This window comes from Flavobacterium petrolei (assembly GCF_003314435.2).
Taxonomy (GTDB): domain Bacteria; phylum Bacteroidota; class Bacteroidia; order Flavobacteriales; family Flavobacteriaceae; genus Flavobacterium; species Flavobacterium petrolei.
The window spans coordinates 1,038,828-1,058,477 of the sequence record NZ_QNVY02000001.1 but is presented as its reverse complement, the minus strand read 5'-3'; the positions used below and the strand labels follow the sequence as shown (position 1 = coordinate 1,058,477).

The window sequence follows — 19,650 nt, the reverse complement described above, 5'->3', positions numbered from 1 at the left end:
TTTAAGTTGATCCTGCAAGGTTTTTTAACCTTGTAGGTATAAACCATGTCAGCAAAATTTTAAAAAACACCTACAAGGTTCAAAAAAAACCTTGCAGGAAATACAGTAAAATAAATATTACTGATTGTATTCCTTCACTGCATCAATAAACGCTTTCGCGTGATCCACAGGAATATTTGGTAAAATTCCGTGACCTAAATTCACGATGTATTTATCTTTTCCGAATTCATCGATCATTTCGTGTACCATTTTCTTAATCACCGGAATTGGAGACAACAATCTGGAAGGATCAAAATTTCCTTGTAACGTGATGTTTCCACCAGACAAGTATCTTGCATTTCTTGGAGAACAAGTCCAGTCAACACCTAATGCTGATGCTCTACTTTTCCCCATTTCGCCTAATGCGAACCAACATCCTTTTCCAAAAACAATTACCGGTGCATCATCTGCCAAAGCTTCAATGATTTGGTTGATGTATTTCCAAGAGAATTCTTGATAATCCACTGGAGATAACATTCCGCCCCAAGAGTCAAAAATTTGAACGGCATTTACTCCCGCTTTTACTTTTTCTTTTAGGTATAAAATAGTTGTATCTGTGATTTTTTGCAATAAAACGTGCGCTGCTTCTGGATGTTGGAAACAAAATCCCTTGGCCATATCAAAACTTTTAGAACCTTTCCCTTCCACTGCATAACACATAATTGTCCAAGGCGAACCTGCGAAACCAATTAACGGCACCTCATCATTCAACATTTCTTTGGTCAATTTGATAGCGTCAAAAACGTAACCTAATGTTTCATGAACATCTGGAACGATGACTTTCTCCACATCTTGAATTGTACGAATTGGATTTGGTAAATACGGACCAAAATTAGGTTTCATCTCTACTTCGATTCCCATTGCTTGAGGAATTACCAAAATATCCGAAAACAAAATCGCAGCATCCGGAGCAATTCTTCTTATTGGTTGTACCGTGATTTCAGCAGCTAATTCCGGTGTTTGACAACGCGTGAAAAAATCATATTTATCACGCAAAGCGATGAATTCCGGCAAATATCTTCCCGCTTGACGCATCATCCAAACTGGTGGACGTTGTACAGTTTCTCCTTTTAGTGCTCTTAAAAATAGGTCGTTCTTAATCATGTATTTTAATTTTAGCAGATTGCTAGATGCTTTCCGTTTTATAATATGCAATAACTTCCTCAATCACCTCTTCGATAGTTGGTGTTTCGGCAATTACTATGTTTTTAATTTTCTTTGTTTCTAATGCTGATGCAGTAGTAGTGCCTATGCAAAAACAAACTTCATTCTTGATTTTATTGTTTGTCAAATAACTTTCAACACCAGATGGACTAAAAAATAAAATTCCGTCAAAATTTTCCTGGTCTGATATTTTAAAAGGCGCAAGCGCTGTTTGATACACCTCGATTTCATTAAAAGTTATTCCTGCGCTTTTTAATGCTTCTGGCAACGTTTCTTTACGCAAATTTCCGCTCAAAAAAGTATAGCTTTCCTTATTGTAAATCAAAGTGATTATTTCAGCTAATTCAGATGCGTAATCCAAATAAACATCGACTGTAAAGCCATGCGACTCCAGTAACTCCTTGGTTTTAATACCTACGCAAAAAACAGGTTTCGTCTTTAAAACTTCCCAACCGTTTTGTTCTATCAAACTTAAAACAGCATTTTGGCTACTAAAAATCAAGTTATTGTTGATTGTTTTCAATTCAAAAAGGTTGTTTTTGATTTCGATGAAATCTTGTTCTAAAAGATCAAAATTAGCATCAATAAATAATTGCCTTTGTTCTGCCGACAATGTTTTGGTGGATAAAATGCTTGTTTGGCTCATTATTTTTTCAAATTAATTTTAATTGCTGTCATCAATTCTGCTCCGCCATTTTCTAAAATTTCTTTGGCACAATAAAAGCCTAATTTCTTCCATTCTTGCATCGGAACGGTTTTTTCAATTTCGATTTTTTGCTTTCCATCGATAGAAAACAGAACGCCTTTAAACAAAATATCATCTTCTACAAAAACTGCTAAAGCGCCTATTGGTGCCGTACAACCGCCTTCGAGTGTTTTTAAAAACTGTCTTTCGATATGTGTACATACTTCGGTATCAATATCGTTAAGTTCGTTTAGCGCTTGTCTGCAAAATTCATCATTTGCCATTGCAACAACAACCATAGCACCTTGAGCCGGCGCTGGAATCATCCAATCCAAATCGATATAATTAGAAGGTTTCAAGTTGATTCTCTCTAATCCTGCTGCCGCGAAAACCGCTCCGTTCCAATCGCTTTCCTGCAATTTCTTCATTCTCGTATTTACGTTTCCACGCAAATCCACTACTTTGTGATTGGGATATTTGTTCAGCCATTGTGCTTGACGACGCAAACTTCCTGTGGCAATTGTTCCTTCGCCATTAAGAAAATCAAGGTTTCCTTTGTGTACCAAAATATCCAACGTATTCGCTCTTTCCAGAACAGCCGCCTGAACAATTCCTATTGGCAAAGCCGTAGGAACATCTTTCATGGAATGCACCGCAATATCAACATCGCCATTTATCATGGCGATATCAAGCGTTTTAGTAAAAATTCCTGTGATTCCTAATTCGTAAAGTGGTTTGTCAAGGATGATATCTCCTTGTGATTTTACCGCTAAAATTTCGGTTTTATAGCCTAAATCATTTAGTTTTTTTTCGACGGTATGGGCTTGCCAAAGCGCGAGTTCGCTATCGCGAGTTCCTATTCGTATTGTTTTGCTCATTATCTTGTAGTCGCTCCTATTTTGAAAACTTTCTCAATCCATTCAATACTTTCATCTACCATAGTATCATCATCTTTCAAATGATTAGCGAAATGAGTCGTTATTTTTTGGATAATTCTGTTGCTGATAATCTCCGCTTGCTCTTCATTGAAATTTGAAATCTTTCTACTTTGGAAATCTAATTCAGATGTTTTTATCGCATTCAATTTTGCTTTCAAAGCATTGATTGTCGGTGCAAATTTTCTGCCTTTGGTCCAAGTTATAAACTCCTCTTTAATTTCTTCGATGATCGCCTCAGCAGCAGGAATGTGTTTTTTTCTATTTTCTAAAGTTTCGTCTGTTAGTTGTGACAAATAATCCATGTGAATCAAGGTAACACCATCAATTTCTTCCACATTTTCATCCACGTTTTTCGGAATCGATAAATCCAAAATCAACATTGGTTTTTTCAAATTCAGAATCGCTTTGTCAATAGTAGGGTTTTGTGCACCGGTCGCTACCACAACAACATCTGCTTTTTGTAGTTCCAAATGCAGTTCAGAATAATCTTTTACGATTAAATTTAACTTTCCGGCTAATTTCTCTGCTTTCTCTTTGGTTCTGTTGATTAGCGTAATATGTTCGTTTTTAGTATGTTTTACTAAATTTTCACACGTATTTCTACCAATTTTTCCGGTACCAAACAAGAGGATGTTTTTGTTTCCAATGTCTTGCACATTGTTGATAATATAGCGAACTGCGGCAAAAGAAACCGAAGTAGCGCCAGAACTAATTTCTGTATCTGTTTTTATTTTTTTACTAGCTTGGATAACTGCATTCACTAATCTTTCCATAAAAGCATTGGCTAAACCCAACGATTTTGACTGTGAAAAGGAATTTCTTATTTGTGCGATAATTTCAAAATCACCCAGAATCTGACTGTCTAAACCAGTTCCTACACGAAACATGTGGCTGATGGCTTCCTGATTCTTATAGACAAAACCTACCTTTTGAAACGCTTCAACAGAGCCTTGACTATTCTCGCAAATTAATTTGATTAATTGAAAGGGATGTTCCGCATAACCGTAAATTTCAGTACGGTTGCAGGTAGAAGTGACTATTAAACTCTCTATTCCTTCATTCTTAGCTTGTTCCAGCAAACGCGTTTTTGCAGCAGCGTCTAAACTAAACTTACCTCTAATCTCAGCATCTGCTTTTTTATAGCTCAATCCAACTGCGTAAAAATAGTGATGCTTTGATGTGTTATTGTTTTCCATATTTGCACTTTTCAAGAAAGTGGAACAAAATTATCATTATAGTTTTTATAAAAGTAACGCTAGAAGTTCTTTTTGTATCGCTTAGTGATTTTTTAATTCTAATGGCTTATTTTACGGTAAAAAAATCTATTTTTGTAGTGAAATCAAGTCGTTTGAATTAAACTATTTAGAGTTGTTCTAAATAAAAAGGTTTGATAATTATGATTTTCATATTAAAAAAACATCGCTATGGGTTCTCAGGAAATTATAAAAATTGAAGATGACTTTACGCTCATTCGCTTTCAGAATGACAGTACCATTGCCTTTCAAGCCCAGCGTGAAGTGAGCAGTGGATTGATTCAGTTTCATTTTGGATTAAAAGGAAATGCGAAGTTTATCTTCAATCAAGGGAATTATGCTTTGGAATTGAAAGAGGAAAAATCATTGCTTTTATACAACCCACAAAAGGAATTGCCATTAAATCTGGAATTAGCCCCAAATTCCTGGGTGATATCTGTGATTATATCTATTAAGAAGTTTCATGCTTTATTTTCGACAGAAGCGGATTATATTACTTTTTTAAGTGCTGATAATAAAGATAAAAAATATTATAACGAAGGAAATATAAGTCCATCGATGGCAATTGTTTTATCGCAACTATTCCATTACAGCTTGCATCCGTCGATAAAAAACCTGTATTACAAAGGAAAAGGATACGAATTATTGAGCCTATATTTCAATAGAACCGAAGATCCAAACGCAGAACAATGTCCGTTTTTAATAGACGAGGACAATGTAATAAAAATCAAAAAAGCCAAAGAAATCATCATTGCAAACATGGCCGAACCGCCAGGATTACAGGAATTAGCAGATGAAATAGGTTTGAATTTAAAGAAACTAAAAATGGGTTTCAAACAAATTTATGGCGATACGGTTTATGGGTTTCTATTTGACTACAAAATGGATTTCGCCCGAAAATTGCTCGACAGCGGTTCCTATAACGTAAATGAAGTAGGATTGAAAATTGGGTACAGCACAGGAAGTCATTTCATAGCGGCATTCAAAAAGAAATTTGCCACTACGCCCAAAAAATATTTGATGTCAATCAACCCAAATATGCCGTAAACAATTGATTTCTTATATTAAACAATAAATAAAAAATAGTTAATCACAATTTATAAAAAAGTAAGTTTAATTACTTTTGTACCAACAAAAAAAGACAACATGAAAGGTGTATTATTAGTTAATTTAGGTTCTCCGGAAAGTCCAACTGCTAAAGATGTAAAACCATATTTAGATGAATTTTTAATGGACAAATACGTAATTGACGTTCCGTTTTTGTTGCGAGCATTATTAGTTCGTGGAATAATTCTACAAACAAGACCTAAAAAATCAGCTGCCGCTTACGCAAAAATATGGTGGGACGAAGGTTCTCCATTGGTTGTTATTTCCAAAAGAATGCACGAAAAAGTACAAAAGCTAGTTGACGTTCCCGTTTCCTTAGCTATGCGTTACGGAAATCCGTCGTTATTATCTGGTTTACAAGAACTACATGACAAAGGCGTGAACGAAGTGCTGCTTTTCCCTTTGTATCCGCAACATGCAATGGCGTCTACGACCACAATATTAGAATTAGCTGAAGAACACCGTCAAAAATATTTCCCAGAAATGAAATTTACGATTGTTCCTGCTTTTTATAACAAACCTGATTATTTACAAAACCTTGCTGATTCAATCAAAGGACATTTAGAAGGTTATGATTACGATCATTTATTATTCTCCTACCACGGAATTCCGGAGCGTCACATTCGCAAGACAGATATCACCAAATCACATTGCAAAATTGACGGCTCTTGTTGCAACACGCCTTCGCCGGCACATGAATTTTGTTACCGTCACCAATGTTACGAAACGACCAAACAAGTGGTAAAATTACTGGGTATCCCAGAAGGAAAATACAGCCAGACTTTTCAATCGCGCTTGGCAGGAGATAAATGGCTAACACCATACACGGATGTAGAAGTGAACAAAATGCCTGAAAAGGGAATTAAAAATCTTGCTGTTGTAACGCCTGCTTTTGTATCGGATTGTTTGGAAACTTTGGAAGAAATTGCCATGGAAGCCAATCATGAATTTAAAGTTCACGGAGGAGAAAACTTCAAAGCAATTCCATGTTTGAATGACGGTGATGACTGGTGTAAAACCGTGAGCAACTGGATTTCAAATTGGTCGAACGCCTCTTCATCCATCAAAAAAGAAGTTAATTCCGAAAAAACTAATGCTTAAATGGCTGTTACCGCCGATGAGTTAGGAACTCAGGACATCAAAAAACTCTTGATAAAACAAGCAGTCCCGTCTTCTATTGGGATTTTATTCATGTCGGTTAATATTTTAATTGACACCATCTTTGTGGGTCAATGGATTGGTTCTTTAGCCATTGCGGCGGTAACTGTAGTTTTGCCCATCACCTTTTTGATTTCTTCTTTGGGAATGGCAATTGGTGTGGGCGGAGGTTCCGTACTTTCCAGAGCATTGGGAGCCAATCACAAGGAAAAAGCATTGCATACCTTTGGCAATCAAATCATGATGACTTTTTTATTAGCATCAGTTTTTGTGGTTTTTGGTCTTTTTTTTAGTGATGAAATGCTAATGCTTTTTGGTGCTAAAGGCGCTATTGTGAAACCCGCTAAAGAATTTTTTATTCCGATAATTATAAGTGTTCCGTTTTTGGCACTTTGCATGATGGGAAATAACGTAATCCGTGCAGAAGGCAAAGCCAAGTTCGCAATGGTCGCCATGATTATTCCTGCATTTGTCAATATTGCACTGGATATACTTTTTATTAAATACTTAGATTTAGGAATGTTTGGCGCTGCTTTGGCTACAGCCATATCTTATTTTACCTGTTTCTTGTTTGTGCTTTGGTTTTTTGTTTTCAAAAGCGAACTGCAATTAAAAATGAAGCATTTTAAATTTAAAATGCCCATTGTCAAAGAAATTTCTGAGCTGAGTTTCGTCACGTTTTCGAGACAAGGCGTCGTGAGCATTTTATCCATCATACTGAACCATACTTTATATACCTACGGTGGCGAACATTCCGTTGCGATTTATGGAATTATAAGCCGAATGCTGATGTTTGCCTTGTTTCCAATTCTGGGAATTACACAGGGATTTTTGCCAATTGCAGGATTCAATTATGGTGCGGGAAATTATTCAAGAGTGAAAGAAAGTGTACTGCTTTCAATAAAATATGCTGCCATTTTAGCCTCGCTGATTTTTGTGGTTATTCTAATTTTTGCCAAACCTATTGTTGCCGTTTTTACGACTGATCCACTCGTAATTGACCAAACTCCGGAAGCGTTGCGCTGGGTTTTTGCGGCTTCGCCAATTATTGCTGTTCAACTCATTGGTGCAGCTTATTTTCAAGCAGCAGGAAAAGCAAAAAAAGCTTTGCTTTTGACGCTAAGCAAACAAGGATTTTTCCTGATTCCGTTAGTGCTGATTCTACCAAATTTTTTAGGTATTTTTGGCGTATGGATTGCATTCCCAATCGCGGATGTTTTATCAACGATTTTAACTGGCTATTTTCTAAAAAAAGAAATGAACACAAAACTCATTCAAACTAACGATGGAATACTATAATTACCTTAAATCCTTACACCTCATCTTTGTAATCACATGGTTTGCAGGATTATTTTACATTGTGCGCTTATTCGTTTACCAAATAGAAGCAGCAGACAAGCCTTCGCCAGAGAAAGAAATTCTTCAAAAACAATACAAAATAATGACTTACCGTCTTTGGTACATTATCACTTGGCCGTCAGCAGTTTTAGCGAGTATTTTCGCTTTTTGGATGTTATTTTTCACGGATTTAGGGCAAGCGTGGTTAAAAATGCCATGGATGCACGTAAAACTTGGCTTCGTATTTGCATTGTATTTATACCATGCCAAATGCCAACAAATATTCAAGCAATTACAAAATGACGAGATAAAATACACTACAAATTTCATGAGATTGTGGAACGAAGGCGCAACAATTATCCTTTTTGCAGTGGTTTTTTTAGTAATTTTAAAAAATGCGGTCAATTGGATTTATGGTGTAATTGGAATCTTTCTCTTTTCCATTTTGATAATGCTTGGGTTTAAATTTTACAAAAGAATTAGAGAAAAAAAATAGTTTTATTTGCAGTTTCCAACCGAGACTGAAACTGAGACTGTAAACTAAAAAACATGTTCAAAAGCTTCAAAATAGCAATGCTTTCGTTACGAATCAGGATTTTCCTTTCGATGATCGTATTGATATTAATGGCTTCTGTGATATTGGCTTCGATTTCTATTATCCAATTTAAAAACGAAGCCAAAGAATACCACCAAGAACGTCTGGTCCGCAATGAAAATGCAGTAAAACAACACATTAACTTCATCCTTTCAACAACGACTTATCCGCTGACCTCGGGTAATCTGGACTTGATTTTTAAAGATAAAATTCACGAATTAGCCCACATTCACAACATCGAAATCAACATTTACAGTTTGGATGGAAAGTTGTTGAAATCCTCCAAGGAATCCTTTTCTGTTGATAAAGTAGCGCCTCCAATTCCAAAATATATTTTAAAGCTGGTTCGTTCCTCTATCGAAAAAAGATACGTGGACATCAAAACAATCGATGGCAAAAAGAACCGTTCTGCTTTCAGCCAAATTAAAGATGACAAGTTTAAACCACTAGGAATCTTAAACTTGCCTTATGTAGAAGATGACGGCTATTATGAAAACGAGCTCAAAAGTTTCTTGATTCGTCTTGGGCAAGTGTACACATTCATGCTTCTTATGGCTTTTGCCCTTGCCTATTTCCTGTCGTCGTACATTACAAAATCATTAAAGACCATTTCAGATAAGCTGAGTGAAACGAGTTTGAACCAAAAAAACGAGAAAATTGTTTTAGAAGCCAACAGTAAGGAAATAAATCTTTTGATAAAAGCGTACAACGGCATGGTGGATGAACTGGAAAAAAGCGCCATCAAATTAGCACAAAGTGAACGCGAAGAAGCTTGGCGCGAAATGGCGAAACAAGTGGCGCATGAGATCAAGAATCCGCTTACGCCAATGCGTTTAACGGTTCAGAGTTTTCAGCGAAAATTTGACCCGACTGATCCCAATGTAAAACAGAAAATGAACGACTACTCGGAAACGTTGATTCAACAAATTGACACCATGAGTGCGGTGGCTTCGGCTTTTTCAAACTTTGCATCGATGCCGGCACAACAAAATGAAACCTTGAATGTTGTGGCAGTTGTAGAGCTGGCCATGGATATTTTCAACGAGGATTACATTGAATTCCAAAGTGATTCTCCTGAGATTATTTCAAAAATTGACAGAACGCAACTCATACGGATTATCACTAATCTGGCTAAAAATGCCATTCAGTCCATTCCAGAACAACAAGAACATAAATCCGTTGTAGTTCGTATCAAAAAAGAAATAAACAATGTATTAATAACCGTTTCTGACAACGGAATTGGGATTCAGCCTAAAGATATTGACCGCATATTCGAACCTAAATTTACCACCAAAAGCAGCGGAATGGGTCTGGGCCTTGGAATAATAAAAAACATAATCGAAAATTATAAAGGAACGATTACCTTTGAAACTGAATTTGGAAAAGGAACTACTTTTACGGTTTCACTTCCAATAATTAACTCTTAAAATTACAATTATGAACTACGAAAATCTTTTAATTACAACCGAAAATAACATTGCTACGATTACCATCAATCGTCCTACAAAACTAAATGCGCTGAATGTTGCGACGATTTCTGATTTGAACAAAGCGTTTAAAAACTTAGGAAAAAATGATGAAATTCGTGTTATTATTTTAACGGGAAGCGGTGAAAAAGCGTTTGTAGCCGGTGCTGATATTTCAGAATTTGCTCATTTCTCGATTGAAGAAGGAACGCAATTAGCAGCAGAAGGGCAAGAAAAATTATTTGATTTCATAGAAAATTTAAAAACTCCAGTAATTGCCGCAGTCAATGGTTTTGCATTGGGTGGCGGACTAGAATTAGCGATGGCCTGTCATTTCAGAGTCGCTTCCGAAAATGCTAAAATGGGATTGCCTGAAGTTTCATTGGGCGTAATTCCAGGTTACGGAGGAACACAACGTTTGCCACAATTGATAGGAAAAGGACGCGCTATGGAAATGATTATGACAGCCAATATGGTAACGGCACAAGATGCATACAGAACCGGATTAGTGAATCACGTAGTTCCAGAAGCCGAACTTTTAGACTACTGTGTGAGTGTTGCCAATAAAATAATCAAGAACTCTCCGTATGCTATTGGTAAAGCCATAAAAGCTGTCAATGCTAATTTCAAAGAAGGAAAAAATGGGTATGAAGCAGAAATTAAAGCCTTCGGAAAATGCTTTGGAACAGAAGATTTCAAAGAAGGAACAACAGCTTTCTTAGAGAAAAGAAAAGCAGTATTTACTGGAAAATAATAACGAAAGAGAGCCACATTGGTTCTCTTTTTAGTTTATAAGTCATTATCCTTTAAAATAATCTTTCTTCAAAAACGGATTGTTTGATTTACAACACTTATTTTTGCAAACCCGTTTCGGAATATAACACATCATCTAAAAATCAACATATGTCCTTCCAACCTGTATTTGAACTTTTCTGGGAAAAGGTAAAAGAAAGCATCGAAAACCATACCTACGCTAAACTTACGCTTGCCAAAACCATTGGTGATACCGAATTGAAAAATATTTATGTGCGTCCCGTTTTACTGGAGAACGACGTATTTAGTCTTTCGGTTACGGCGCGTTACAAAACTGAAGAAGTAGAAAGTTTTCATACACTTGACGAAGCTTTTATTGTATTGGCTCCATATATGAATAACCCGTTTCTGACCGCTTTGCTATTCACGACAGAGAATGATATCACTTTTAAACTCAATAAAAAAAGAGTAGGAACCATTATTGAGCAAGCGCCCACTTTTAAAAACGCTTCGGATGTGATTCTTGAAATGAAAGCAAAAGGGATTTAAAAAACAAGACATTTTGTTGAACCCTTAACACTCTGTTTTTATAAATATCTGTTTTCATAAAGTCAATAAAATAAGGATATACTCTTTTTCAATTGTTTAATCTTTAAAAACAGCTATATTTATCTCGGATTTTAAATGAAATTAAGAAATAAAATTAGCGTAACCGATCCAAAGTAACTTTAAAATTTGCAATAACATTAAAAGTAAAAGACGAAAAAAGTAATAAAAAACGAAATTCCAATTGGTAGTGACGATGAGCCATTTTTAAATATAAATATAGGCAAACATCATTTATCTAAAATAATACTCCTAGAACTAAATCTTTATTACGTCAGTAAATAATGGTACGACATAGCAAAGAACCCTATTAAACATTTTGTCGACATAAATTTTTTGAAAACTTCACAGTTATAATTCTTATAGTATAGTAAGACATTGCGCAATCACAAAAAAACTAATTTAATCGGGAAAACAATTAGATCAAATTTAAATCGTTTCCAAGAAAAACATTTTATTTAACCTACATTATAAATTTATGGAAGAACCTAATTTTACTTACCTTAACAGCTTAACCGCAGGAGACAAAGCCTTTGAAGAAAAAATATTAAAAATTATAATAACCGAGTTCCCTGAAGAAAAAAATCTTTATTTAAATAATATCATTTTAAATAAATTAGATCAAGCTGCTAACAATGTTCATAAGATTAAACACAAAATTAGCCTTTTAGGACTTGAACAAAGTTATGGATTAGCATCTCAGCACGAATTAAATTTAATTAACGATAATAGTATTCTTCACGAAGATTTTACTGAAATATTGAATACCATAAATCGTTTTTTAAAAGAATTATAAAAATAGGATGATGTAAAATTTAATAGACATAAATTGAGTCTGTATTGCCTCATGAATTATGTTAATGCCAATAAAGTTGAGTATCATACGAACCTCAACAATTTAATATGTTAAAATTAAATTTAGGTTATTTATTACAAAATAAAAATCTTATTTATTTTATTTTTAAAATACTACTCAACCTATCCATTTAGCTTAGAAAACAAATTAGATAAAAATATTTTTTTTAAGTGCTTCCGCATAATTCCCGTTTCACTTCTAAAATATCAAAATTTAAGAAGATAAGACTTCTATTAATTAATAATTCACAAAAAATAAGACTAGAAAGTCTAAATAGTTACGCCGATAAATTAATTAAAAAACTATTTAAATAGTCTTCCTATTTCATCTAAATCAAAATCTCAAAAATTTAATTAGGACTATAAATGTATTTAAACGATTTTTTTTACTCTTAAACGATTTTTTTATTCTTTTTATATTGTTTTTTATATTAGATTTGAAAGTAAATAACGAATAATAATTTATTCTATTACTTTTATAAAACCAAACTTTTAGTTTTAACGATTTAAATTATATCTTAATTTAAATTTTTGAAGTTGATGAGCACTGATAACCTATTAAAATCTAAAATAATATGAAAATTGTAATTGTTGGTAGCGGATACGTAGGACTTGTAACTGGAGCATGCTTTTCCGAGGTGGGTATTGATGTTACGTGTGTAGACATAGATAGTAATAAAATAGATAACTTAAATAAAGGTATTATACCTATTTATGAACCAGGATTAGAAGACATGATCACCCGAAACATGAAAAAGGGAAGATTAAGTTTTACAACTAATATTGAAGCAGCCTTAAAAGAAGCTGAAGTTTTATTTATTTCCGTAGGGACTCCACCAGATGAAGATGGTAGTGCGGACTTAAAATATGTTCTTGCAGTTGCTAGAAATTGTGGAAAGTACATAAATGATTACTTATTAGTAGTTACAAAAAGCACGGTTCCTGTAGGTACCTCTCAAAAAGTAAAACAGGCATTGCAAGAAGAGCTGGATAAAAGAAATGTAAAAATACCATTTGACGTAGCCTCTAATCCTGAATTTTTAAAAGAAGGAGCTGCTATTGATGACTTTCTTAAACCGGATAGAATTGTAGTAGGATTGGAAAGTGAACGTGCAGAAGATTTGATGAAGAGTTTATACAAGCCCTTTACACTTAATGGTCATCCAGTAATTTTTATGGATATTATTTCCGCAGAAATGACAAAGTACGCAGCAAACGCCATGCTTGCTGCAAAAATTAGTTTTATAAATGACATAGCAAATCTTTGTGAAATTGTAGGAGCAGACATAAATAAAGTAAGAAAAGGCATTGGTTCAGACTCGCGCATTGGACATAAATTTATATATCCAGGTATTGGCTATGGTGGTTCTTGTTTTCCAAAAGATGTTCAGGCATTAATTAAAACAGCAAGTGAACACAATTATGAATTACGCGTACTCAAGGCGGTGGAAGCTGTTAATAATGACCAAAAATTAGTGCTTTTTAATAAAATTATGAAATATTTTAAAGCAGATGTCAAAGGAAAAACTATTGCACTTTGGGGTCTTTCTTTTAAACCACAAACAGATGATATGCGTGAAGCTCCTTCCTTATACATAGTAAAAAATCTATTAGAAGCTGGCGCAATAGTCAAAGCGTACGACCCAGTTGCCATTAACGAAGCTAAACATCACTTTGGGGACACTATTTCATATTGTGAAGATCAATACGAAACACTTATTGATGCAGACTGTTTAGCGATACTTACAGAATGGCCCGAATTTAAATTTCCCAATTTAAAAATTGTTCAAAAATTACTTAGTACGCCTGCAATTTTTGATGGCCGTAATATTTATGATAGAGAAGAAATGAAAGAAAGTGGTTTTGATTATTTCTGTATTGGTATAGATACATTAAGAGAAAGTGTAAAATTAAAATCTTAACTATGTCTCGTAAAAAAATACTTGTAACTGGAGGTGCTGGTTTTGTCGGTTCTCATTTATGTGAGCGTTTATTAAATGAAGGTAATGAGGTGTATTGTTTAGATAATTTTTTTACTGGACAAAAAGAAAACGTAATACACCTGCTAGAGAATCCTTATTTTGAACTCATCCGTCATGATGTCACTACGCCTTTCTTTATTGAAACTGATGAAATTTACAATTTAGCCTGTCCTGCTTCTCCCATACATTATCAGTATAACGCCATTAAAACAATGAAGACTTCTGTAATGGGAGCCATTAATATGTTAGGGCTTGCGAAACGTGTAAATGCTAAAATATTACAGGCATCTACCAGCGAGGTTTATGGAGACCCACTCGTTCATCCGCAGCCAGAATCCTATTGGGGGCACGTTAATCCAATAGGAGAACGAGCTTGTTATGATGAAGGAAAACGTTCAGCAGAGACCTTATTTATAAATTACCATAAACAGAACAACGTTAAAATAAAAATCATAAGAATATTCAATACTTACGGACCAAAAATGCATCCTAACGATGGGCGCGTAGTTTCGAATTTTATTGTTCAAGCTTTACAAAATCAAGATATAACTATTTACGGACAAGGTAATCAAACAAGAAGCTTTCAGTATGTTGATGACTTAATTGAAGGAATGATAAGGCTTATGAATTCAAAAGATAGTTTTACTGGACCTGTAAATGTTGGAAATCCAAATGAATTTACGATTCTTGAACTAGCTCAAAAAATAATAGGATTAACAGGATCCACATCAAAAATTATTTATCAACCCCTTCCATCAGACGATCCTATGCAAAGGCAACCCGATATTTCTTTAGCAAAAAAAGAACTGGACTGGTCTCCAAAGGTAAATCTTGATGAAGGTCTAATAAAAACTATAGCCTTTTTCAAATCAACCATTTAATTTAAAGAGAAAGCAAGTAATAATTTTTAATGCTGAAGAAAGAAATTATGAAGAAAAAAATATTAGTTTTAGATGATGAAGTAAGTATTTGCCTTTTGTTAGAAAACTTCCTTTCTAAGAGTTATGAAGTAGTGGCAATGAACGATGGATTAGAAGCTCTCCTATGGCTTGACAGCAACATTCCCGATCTAATTATTAGCGATATTCAAATGTCAAATATGGATGGCTACGAATTCTTAATAAAACTTCGCCAGCGTGGATTTACAAAGCACACACCATGCATCATGCTTTCAGGAAAATCAGAAAGTAAGGAACGAATTAAGTGTTATAAATTAGGTGCTCAAGACTATCTTACAAAACCTTTTAATCCGGAGGAATTAGATGAACTAGTCAAGAAAAACCTCTATCCTATTCACTATACCTTAGAATGGTAATGGCTTTTTTAGCTAACATAAAACCTAAATTAAAGACCTCGTTATTATGAATTCAATTTTTACTATTTCATACATTGGAACCACTCCAGAATATTTTGCTGCTGCAGAGCAAAGCAATAAATGGTGTAAAATTACTGTAGAAAGTAGTGTAAAAGTAGCTAATTACCTCAAAACTCGAAAGTATCCTGATGCCATTATTTGTGATTATAATTTACCTGGAAATAATGGAATGTTTCTTTTTGATTGGATACGGAAAAATAAGGAATTTGACAATATCCCTTTTATTCTTTTGTCAAAAGAATTCAATGTTGATCTTTACAAGTTAGCATTTAAAAAACAAATTGATGACTTTTATGTAACTTCAGTAACTCCACCACAAGATATTTTAAGCAGGGTAGAATTTCTTTGTATGAATAAAAAAAATTCAACGGTTAGTATACCTCAAAAAGCCCCTGAAGAAGCGTACAAAATGCCTCTATCTAAACGTATTTTTGATATTTTTGTTGCATCATCGGTACTTTTATTTGCATCCCCATTTTTGTTGGTAGTGATATTAGCTATAAGATTAGAATCAAAAGGAAAAGTGTATTACATTTCAAAAAGAGTCGGTCGCAAAACATTTGATTTTTATAAACTTAGATCAATGCGGACCGGTTCAGACGAATTGTTAAAAAAATTAGCGCAAGAAAAAAACCAATACAAAAAAGAAGAAACAATTTCGACAAATAATCCATTAGAAAAACCATGTCCAAAATGTAGTACATTGCTAGAAGGTGAATCATGTTCCCCATTAATGTATATTGACACCCACGTCATTTGCGATTATTGGTTTAATATTCAAAAGCAAGAATTGGCAAAAAGCAATTCAACTTTTGTTAAAATCGTTGATGACCCACGCGTTACAAAAGTTGGAAAATTCATTAGAAATACCAGTATCGATGAATTACCACAATTGATCAATGTCTTAAAAGGTGATATGTCTATTGTGGGCAACAGACCGCTACCTGTATATGAGGCAGAGTTAATAACCGGGGATGAAATATCAAAAAGATTTTTAGCACCCCCTGGCATCACTGGTTTGTGGCAGGTTGAATTACGAGGAAAGGGAGGAAACATGTCCGAAGAAGAAAGAATGCGACTTGACAATGAATATGCCGATCATTTTAAGGGAGACAATTATTCGTTTTGGTACGATATCAAACTTATTTTACGTACTATTCCAGCATTGCTTCAAAAAGGGTCAGTATAAAATAAAGGTTTACTTCTATTATAACATGAAACACATAGTACCACTACTCTTAATGCTGACCCTAACGGTGTTTTCGGTCAACGTTACAAAAGCACAATCATTAGAAAATGATAATCTAGAAGAAACTCAAATGCCTTCTCTAAAAGTGATTATAGACTCGGTTGTTAATCGCAACGCGATGCTAAAATTTAGAAATCAAAATATTGGTGTCAAAGAATCAACTTTAGCATCAGAACGTATTTATTGGACCCGAAATTTTGGAATTCAAGCTGAATCGAAATACGGAAATCTAAATAATTTTTCAACCAATTCGGATGCGACCGGTTCTACCACCGTTTTAACAAACACTTCACAGTTTAATTATACGGTGGGCTTATATCTTAAATTTCCCGTTTTTGATGTTATCAATAGAAAACACCAAGTAGGTCTAGCCAAAATTGAGCTTGATGCAGCGAGAAGTATGGCACAAGCACAAGAGGATGAGATAAGACAAACCGTTATAAAGATGTACCAAGATTTACTTTTAAAACAAAAAATTCTTAAAATCAAATCTAAAACTTTAGGAGACGGAAGAGTAAACATGCAAATGGTTGAAAAAGAATTTCGCAATGGTACAGTCCCTGTGGCAGAATATGTGAGAATCACCAGCATCGCCGCTAATGTAGAAGTAGATTATGAGTTTGCCAAATCTGAATTTATAACAGTGAAGAAACTTCTAGAAGACATGGCTGGCTTTACATTTTACCAATAAGCTCAAAATAAAAATATGAAAATAATTGATTTTATAAGATTGATATTAAGGCATTTGGCGATTTTAATTATTGTACCCTTCTTCCTAGCTATATTAGTGTTGGTTCTTACCATAAGACCAAATTTTGAATATTCATCTCAAACAGTGTTATATACAGGACTCGCTACAGGTTCTAGTATTGAAATGGATAAAACATTCAATTATTTTGCCACCAATATTGCTTTTGATAATTTAATCAATATTATTAATTCAAGAGAAACTCAAGAAGAAGTAGCGGTACGCTTATTGGCTACCCACCTCATGTTACCAGAAGCCAATCCAAAGTATATTTCAAAAAAATTGTTTGATGAGTTAAGATTAAAAGTTCCGAAGGACATTTACAACTACATTGCAAAGGGATCCAATACTAAAGGCTTGCAAACTGATACTGTGGCTGTCTATAATTCTCTACCTCCTGAAATAAACCGATACAACTACGAGAAAACAGTCAAACAGTTATTAACTTTAATGAAAAGTAGCAACGATAATTATATTTATGAATTGCTCAATTATGAAGATGACAAGCACTATTCACTAAAGGCATTATCAAGCATACAAGCCGCTCGTATCAATAGCAGCGATTTAGTTAAAATCAGCTATACCGTTGATGACCCGGGTATTTGCCAACAAACGCTTGAAATTTACAATGGAATCTGTATTAAGAATTATAAAAATATAAAAGAAAACAGATCTGATGCTGTAGTTAAATATTTTGAAGAACAATTACGTCAAGCTAATAGTAATTTAAAGATTGCTGAAGATAAGCTTCTTGAATTCAACAAATCCAATAATATAATCAACTATTATGAACAAAGTAAGGCGGTTGCAGTAGTAAAGGAAGATATGGAGGTTGATTATAAAAATAAGCAAGCACAACTAGCCGGAACAGACGCATCTACAAAAAGAATTGAAGAAAAACTAAATGTACAAGAATACATTCAAAATAAAACGTTCAAAATTCTTGAAAAAAAGAAATTATTAGGAGAAATTAATTATCAAATTGCATTTAACGAGGCCAGTCTAGATTCTAATGTTAATGAAACACTAATAGCTAAAATCAATTCCTTACAAAAACAAAGAGAATCTTTAAATAGTGAGATTAAAACAAGTGTTGATGAAATCTATAGTTATCAAAATTCAGTTGATGGCGTTCCATTAACTAAAGTGCTTCCCGACTGGATGAATAGTGTTGTTGAGTCTGAAAACCTTAAGGCCAAAATAAAGGTAATGGACAAACAAAATAAAGATTTTCAAGAACAATATGCTACTTATGCTCCAGCAGGCGCCACGATTAAACGATTAGAACGTGAAATTTCAGTTTCAGAGCAAGGCTATTTAGAATTGCTTCATGGCTTAAATTTAGCAAAACTAAAATTGCAAGACAATGAGATGTCTTCGAACATAAAATCTATTGATCCGCCATTTTATCCCTTATCTCCCAATCCTACTAAAAGAGGCATCCTAATTATTGCGGCGGCATTTGTAGGTGGAATTTTAACTTTAGGTGTCATTTTGTTAATGGAGTATTTTGATGACACAATAAAAAATGCGAGTAGAGCAAGCAAGCAAATAGGACTAAAATCATTAGGAATGATCCCTAAAATGGTATTAGACGCAGGAAATATCAACCTAGCTTTTATACAAAAAAGACTGATTGAGATAATTACTCAAAATATACTGCAATATTTTGGCACAAATACCTCTGATAAAAATGTAAAAACTATTGTTGTCTTTAGTACGCAAAAAATGGAAGGCAAGACCGTTTTAGCTGGCAATATTGCCAGAACATTGAAGCAAGAAGGTAAAAAAGTAGTATTGCTAAATTATGATAATAAACAGGAGACTATTAATCAGAAAAGAAAATATCCATTTATCAATAAAATTTTAGGGTATGCTGATCCACGAATAGATACTAATAATCCTTTTTTAGCTGAAGTTTCCAGTTATCTCGATACTTCAGAATACTTTGCTTATAAAATAAACAATCAATTTTATGAAGCAAAAACCTATTTAGACCTACTTAAACAAAACGACATTTCACTTAATTATACTCCAGATTTTGCCATCATTGAGTTGCCCGCTATAATATATAATAATTATCCAGCAGATTTAATGACACATGCAGATTTAGGTATTTTGGTATGTCGTTCTAATAGAGTATGGTCAGATGCTGATCAATCAGCCATGAATAACTTATTAGCTACTTCTGCATCAAAAATTAATGTTATCGTTAACGGAGTTAATATCAATGAAATTGAATCGGTTTTAGGAGATCTACCTAAGAAACGAAGCCAGTTTAGAAAAAAATTAAAATCGATGTTCAAATTTCAATTTTTCTCTAAAAACCAAATTTAATC

The 19,650-nt window shown here is 34.0% G+C and carries 18 protein-coding genes; 14 read left to right on the top strand and 4 right to left on the bottom strand.

From position 1 onward, the window contains the following. Positions 1-117: 117 nt before the first annotated feature. From hemE to hemA, 4 genes are read right to left on the bottom strand one after another with little or no spacing between them, the layout of a single operon-like run. Positions 118-1,143, bottom strand: a complete 1,026-nt coding sequence (gene hemE, locus DR871_RS04600; RefSeq protein ID WP_113635844.1) for a uroporphyrinogen decarboxylase — start codon at positions 1,141-1,143, stop codon at positions 118-120. 22 nt (positions 1,144-1,165) lie between these two features. Further along, positions 1,166-1,849: a uroporphyrinogen-III synthase gene (locus DR871_RS04595; protein WP_113664644.1), complete on the bottom strand. Its 684-nt coding sequence runs from the start codon at positions 1,847-1,849 to the stop codon at positions 1,166-1,168. Beyond that, positions 1,849-2,769, bottom strand: coding sequence for a hydroxymethylbilane synthase (hemC, locus tag DR871_RS04590; RefSeq protein ID WP_113664645.1), 921 nt, complete (start codon positions 2,767-2,769; stop codon positions 1,849-1,851). The genes DR871_RS04595 and hemC overlap by 1 nt, the downstream gene beginning before the upstream one ends. Then, complete coding sequence (hemA, locus tag DR871_RS04585; RefSeq protein ID WP_113664646.1) at positions 2,766-4,022, bottom strand: glutamyl-tRNA reductase; 1,257 nt, start codon at positions 4,020-4,022, stop codon at positions 2,766-2,768. Before hemA ends, hemC begins: the two co-directional genes overlap by 4 nt. Positions 4,023-4,250: 228 nt before the next feature. Here hemA and DR871_RS04580 point away from each other — a divergent pair, with 228 nt between their 5' ends. The 14 genes from DR871_RS04580 (at position 4,251) to DR871_RS04515 (ending at position 19,648) form a co-directional block, all read left to right on the top strand. Then, entirely contained in the window at positions 4,251-5,126 is an 876-nt protein-coding gene (locus DR871_RS04580; RefSeq protein WP_113664647.1) for a helix-turn-helix domain-containing protein, read from the top strand. Positions 5,127-5,225: 99 nt separating this feature from the next. Beyond that, a complete protein-coding gene (gene hemH / locus DR871_RS04575; protein WP_113664648.1) occupies positions 5,226-6,287 on the top strand; it encodes a ferrochelatase in 1,062 nt (353 codons plus the stop codon). Continuing rightward, positions 6,288-7,643, top strand: coding sequence for an MATE family efflux transporter (locus tag DR871_RS04570; RefSeq protein WP_113664649.1), 1,356 nt, complete (start codon positions 6,288-6,290; stop codon positions 7,641-7,643). Then, the gene (locus DR871_RS04565; RefSeq protein WP_113664650.1) at positions 7,630-8,178 is read left to right on the top strand and encodes a CopD family protein; all 549 of its coding nucleotides are present in this window, start codon (positions 7,630-7,632) and stop codon (positions 8,176-8,178) included. Before DR871_RS04570 ends, DR871_RS04565 begins: the two co-directional genes overlap by 14 nt. A 53-nt stretch (positions 8,179-8,231) precedes the next feature. Beyond that, positions 8,232-9,704, top strand: a complete 1,473-nt coding sequence (locus DR871_RS04560; RefSeq protein ID WP_394345626.1) for a sensor histidine kinase — start codon at positions 8,232-8,234, stop codon at positions 9,702-9,704. A 10-nt stretch (positions 9,705-9,714) separates the two neighbouring features. Next, on the top strand, positions 9,715-10,497 hold the full coding sequence (locus DR871_RS04555; protein ID WP_113664652.1) for an enoyl-CoA hydratase/isomerase family protein: 783 nt from the start codon (positions 9,715-9,717) through the stop codon (positions 10,495-10,497). 149 nt (positions 10,498-10,646) lie between these two features. Next, entirely contained in the window at positions 10,647-11,045 is a 399-nt protein-coding gene (locus DR871_RS04550) for a hypothetical protein (RefSeq protein WP_113664653.1), read from the top strand. A gap of 535 nt (positions 11,046-11,580) precedes the next feature. Continuing rightward, the gene (locus DR871_RS04545) at positions 11,581-11,898 is read left to right on the top strand and encodes an Hpt domain-containing protein (RefSeq protein ID WP_113664654.1); all 318 of its coding nucleotides are present in this window, start codon (positions 11,581-11,583) and stop codon (positions 11,896-11,898) included. A 634-nt stretch (positions 11,899-12,532) separates the two neighbouring features. Beyond that, entirely contained in the window at positions 12,533-13,879 is a 1,347-nt protein-coding gene (locus DR871_RS04540; RefSeq protein WP_113664655.1) for a UDP-glucose dehydrogenase family protein, read from the top strand. 2 nt (positions 13,880-13,881) lie between these two features. After that, the gene (locus DR871_RS04535) at positions 13,882-14,820 is read left to right on the top strand and encodes a UDP-glucuronic acid decarboxylase family protein (RefSeq protein ID WP_113664656.1); all 939 of its coding nucleotides are present in this window, start codon (positions 13,882-13,884) and stop codon (positions 14,818-14,820) included. 29 nt (positions 14,821-14,849) lie between these two features. Continuing rightward, entirely contained in the window at positions 14,850-15,254 is a 405-nt protein-coding gene (locus DR871_RS04530; protein ID WP_242497070.1) for a response regulator, read from the top strand. Between the two features lie 46 nt (positions 15,255-15,300). After that, positions 15,301-16,503 carry a sugar transferase gene (locus DR871_RS16640; RefSeq protein ID WP_113664657.1) on the top strand — a complete coding sequence of 401 codons (1,203 nt, stop codon included), beginning with the start codon at positions 15,301-15,303 and terminating at the stop codon, positions 16,501-16,503. A gap of 25 nt (positions 16,504-16,528) precedes the next feature. Then, positions 16,529-17,254 carry a TolC family protein gene (locus tag DR871_RS04520; RefSeq protein WP_165355305.1) on the top strand — a complete coding sequence of 242 codons (726 nt, stop codon included), beginning with the start codon at positions 16,529-16,531 and terminating at the stop codon, positions 17,252-17,254. Positions 17,255-17,269: 15 nt separating this feature from the next. Beyond that, a complete protein-coding gene (locus tag DR871_RS04515; RefSeq protein ID WP_113664659.1) occupies positions 17,270-19,648 on the top strand; it encodes an exopolysaccharide transport family protein in 2,379 nt (792 codons plus the stop codon). Positions 19,649-19,650 lie beyond the last annotated feature (2 nt).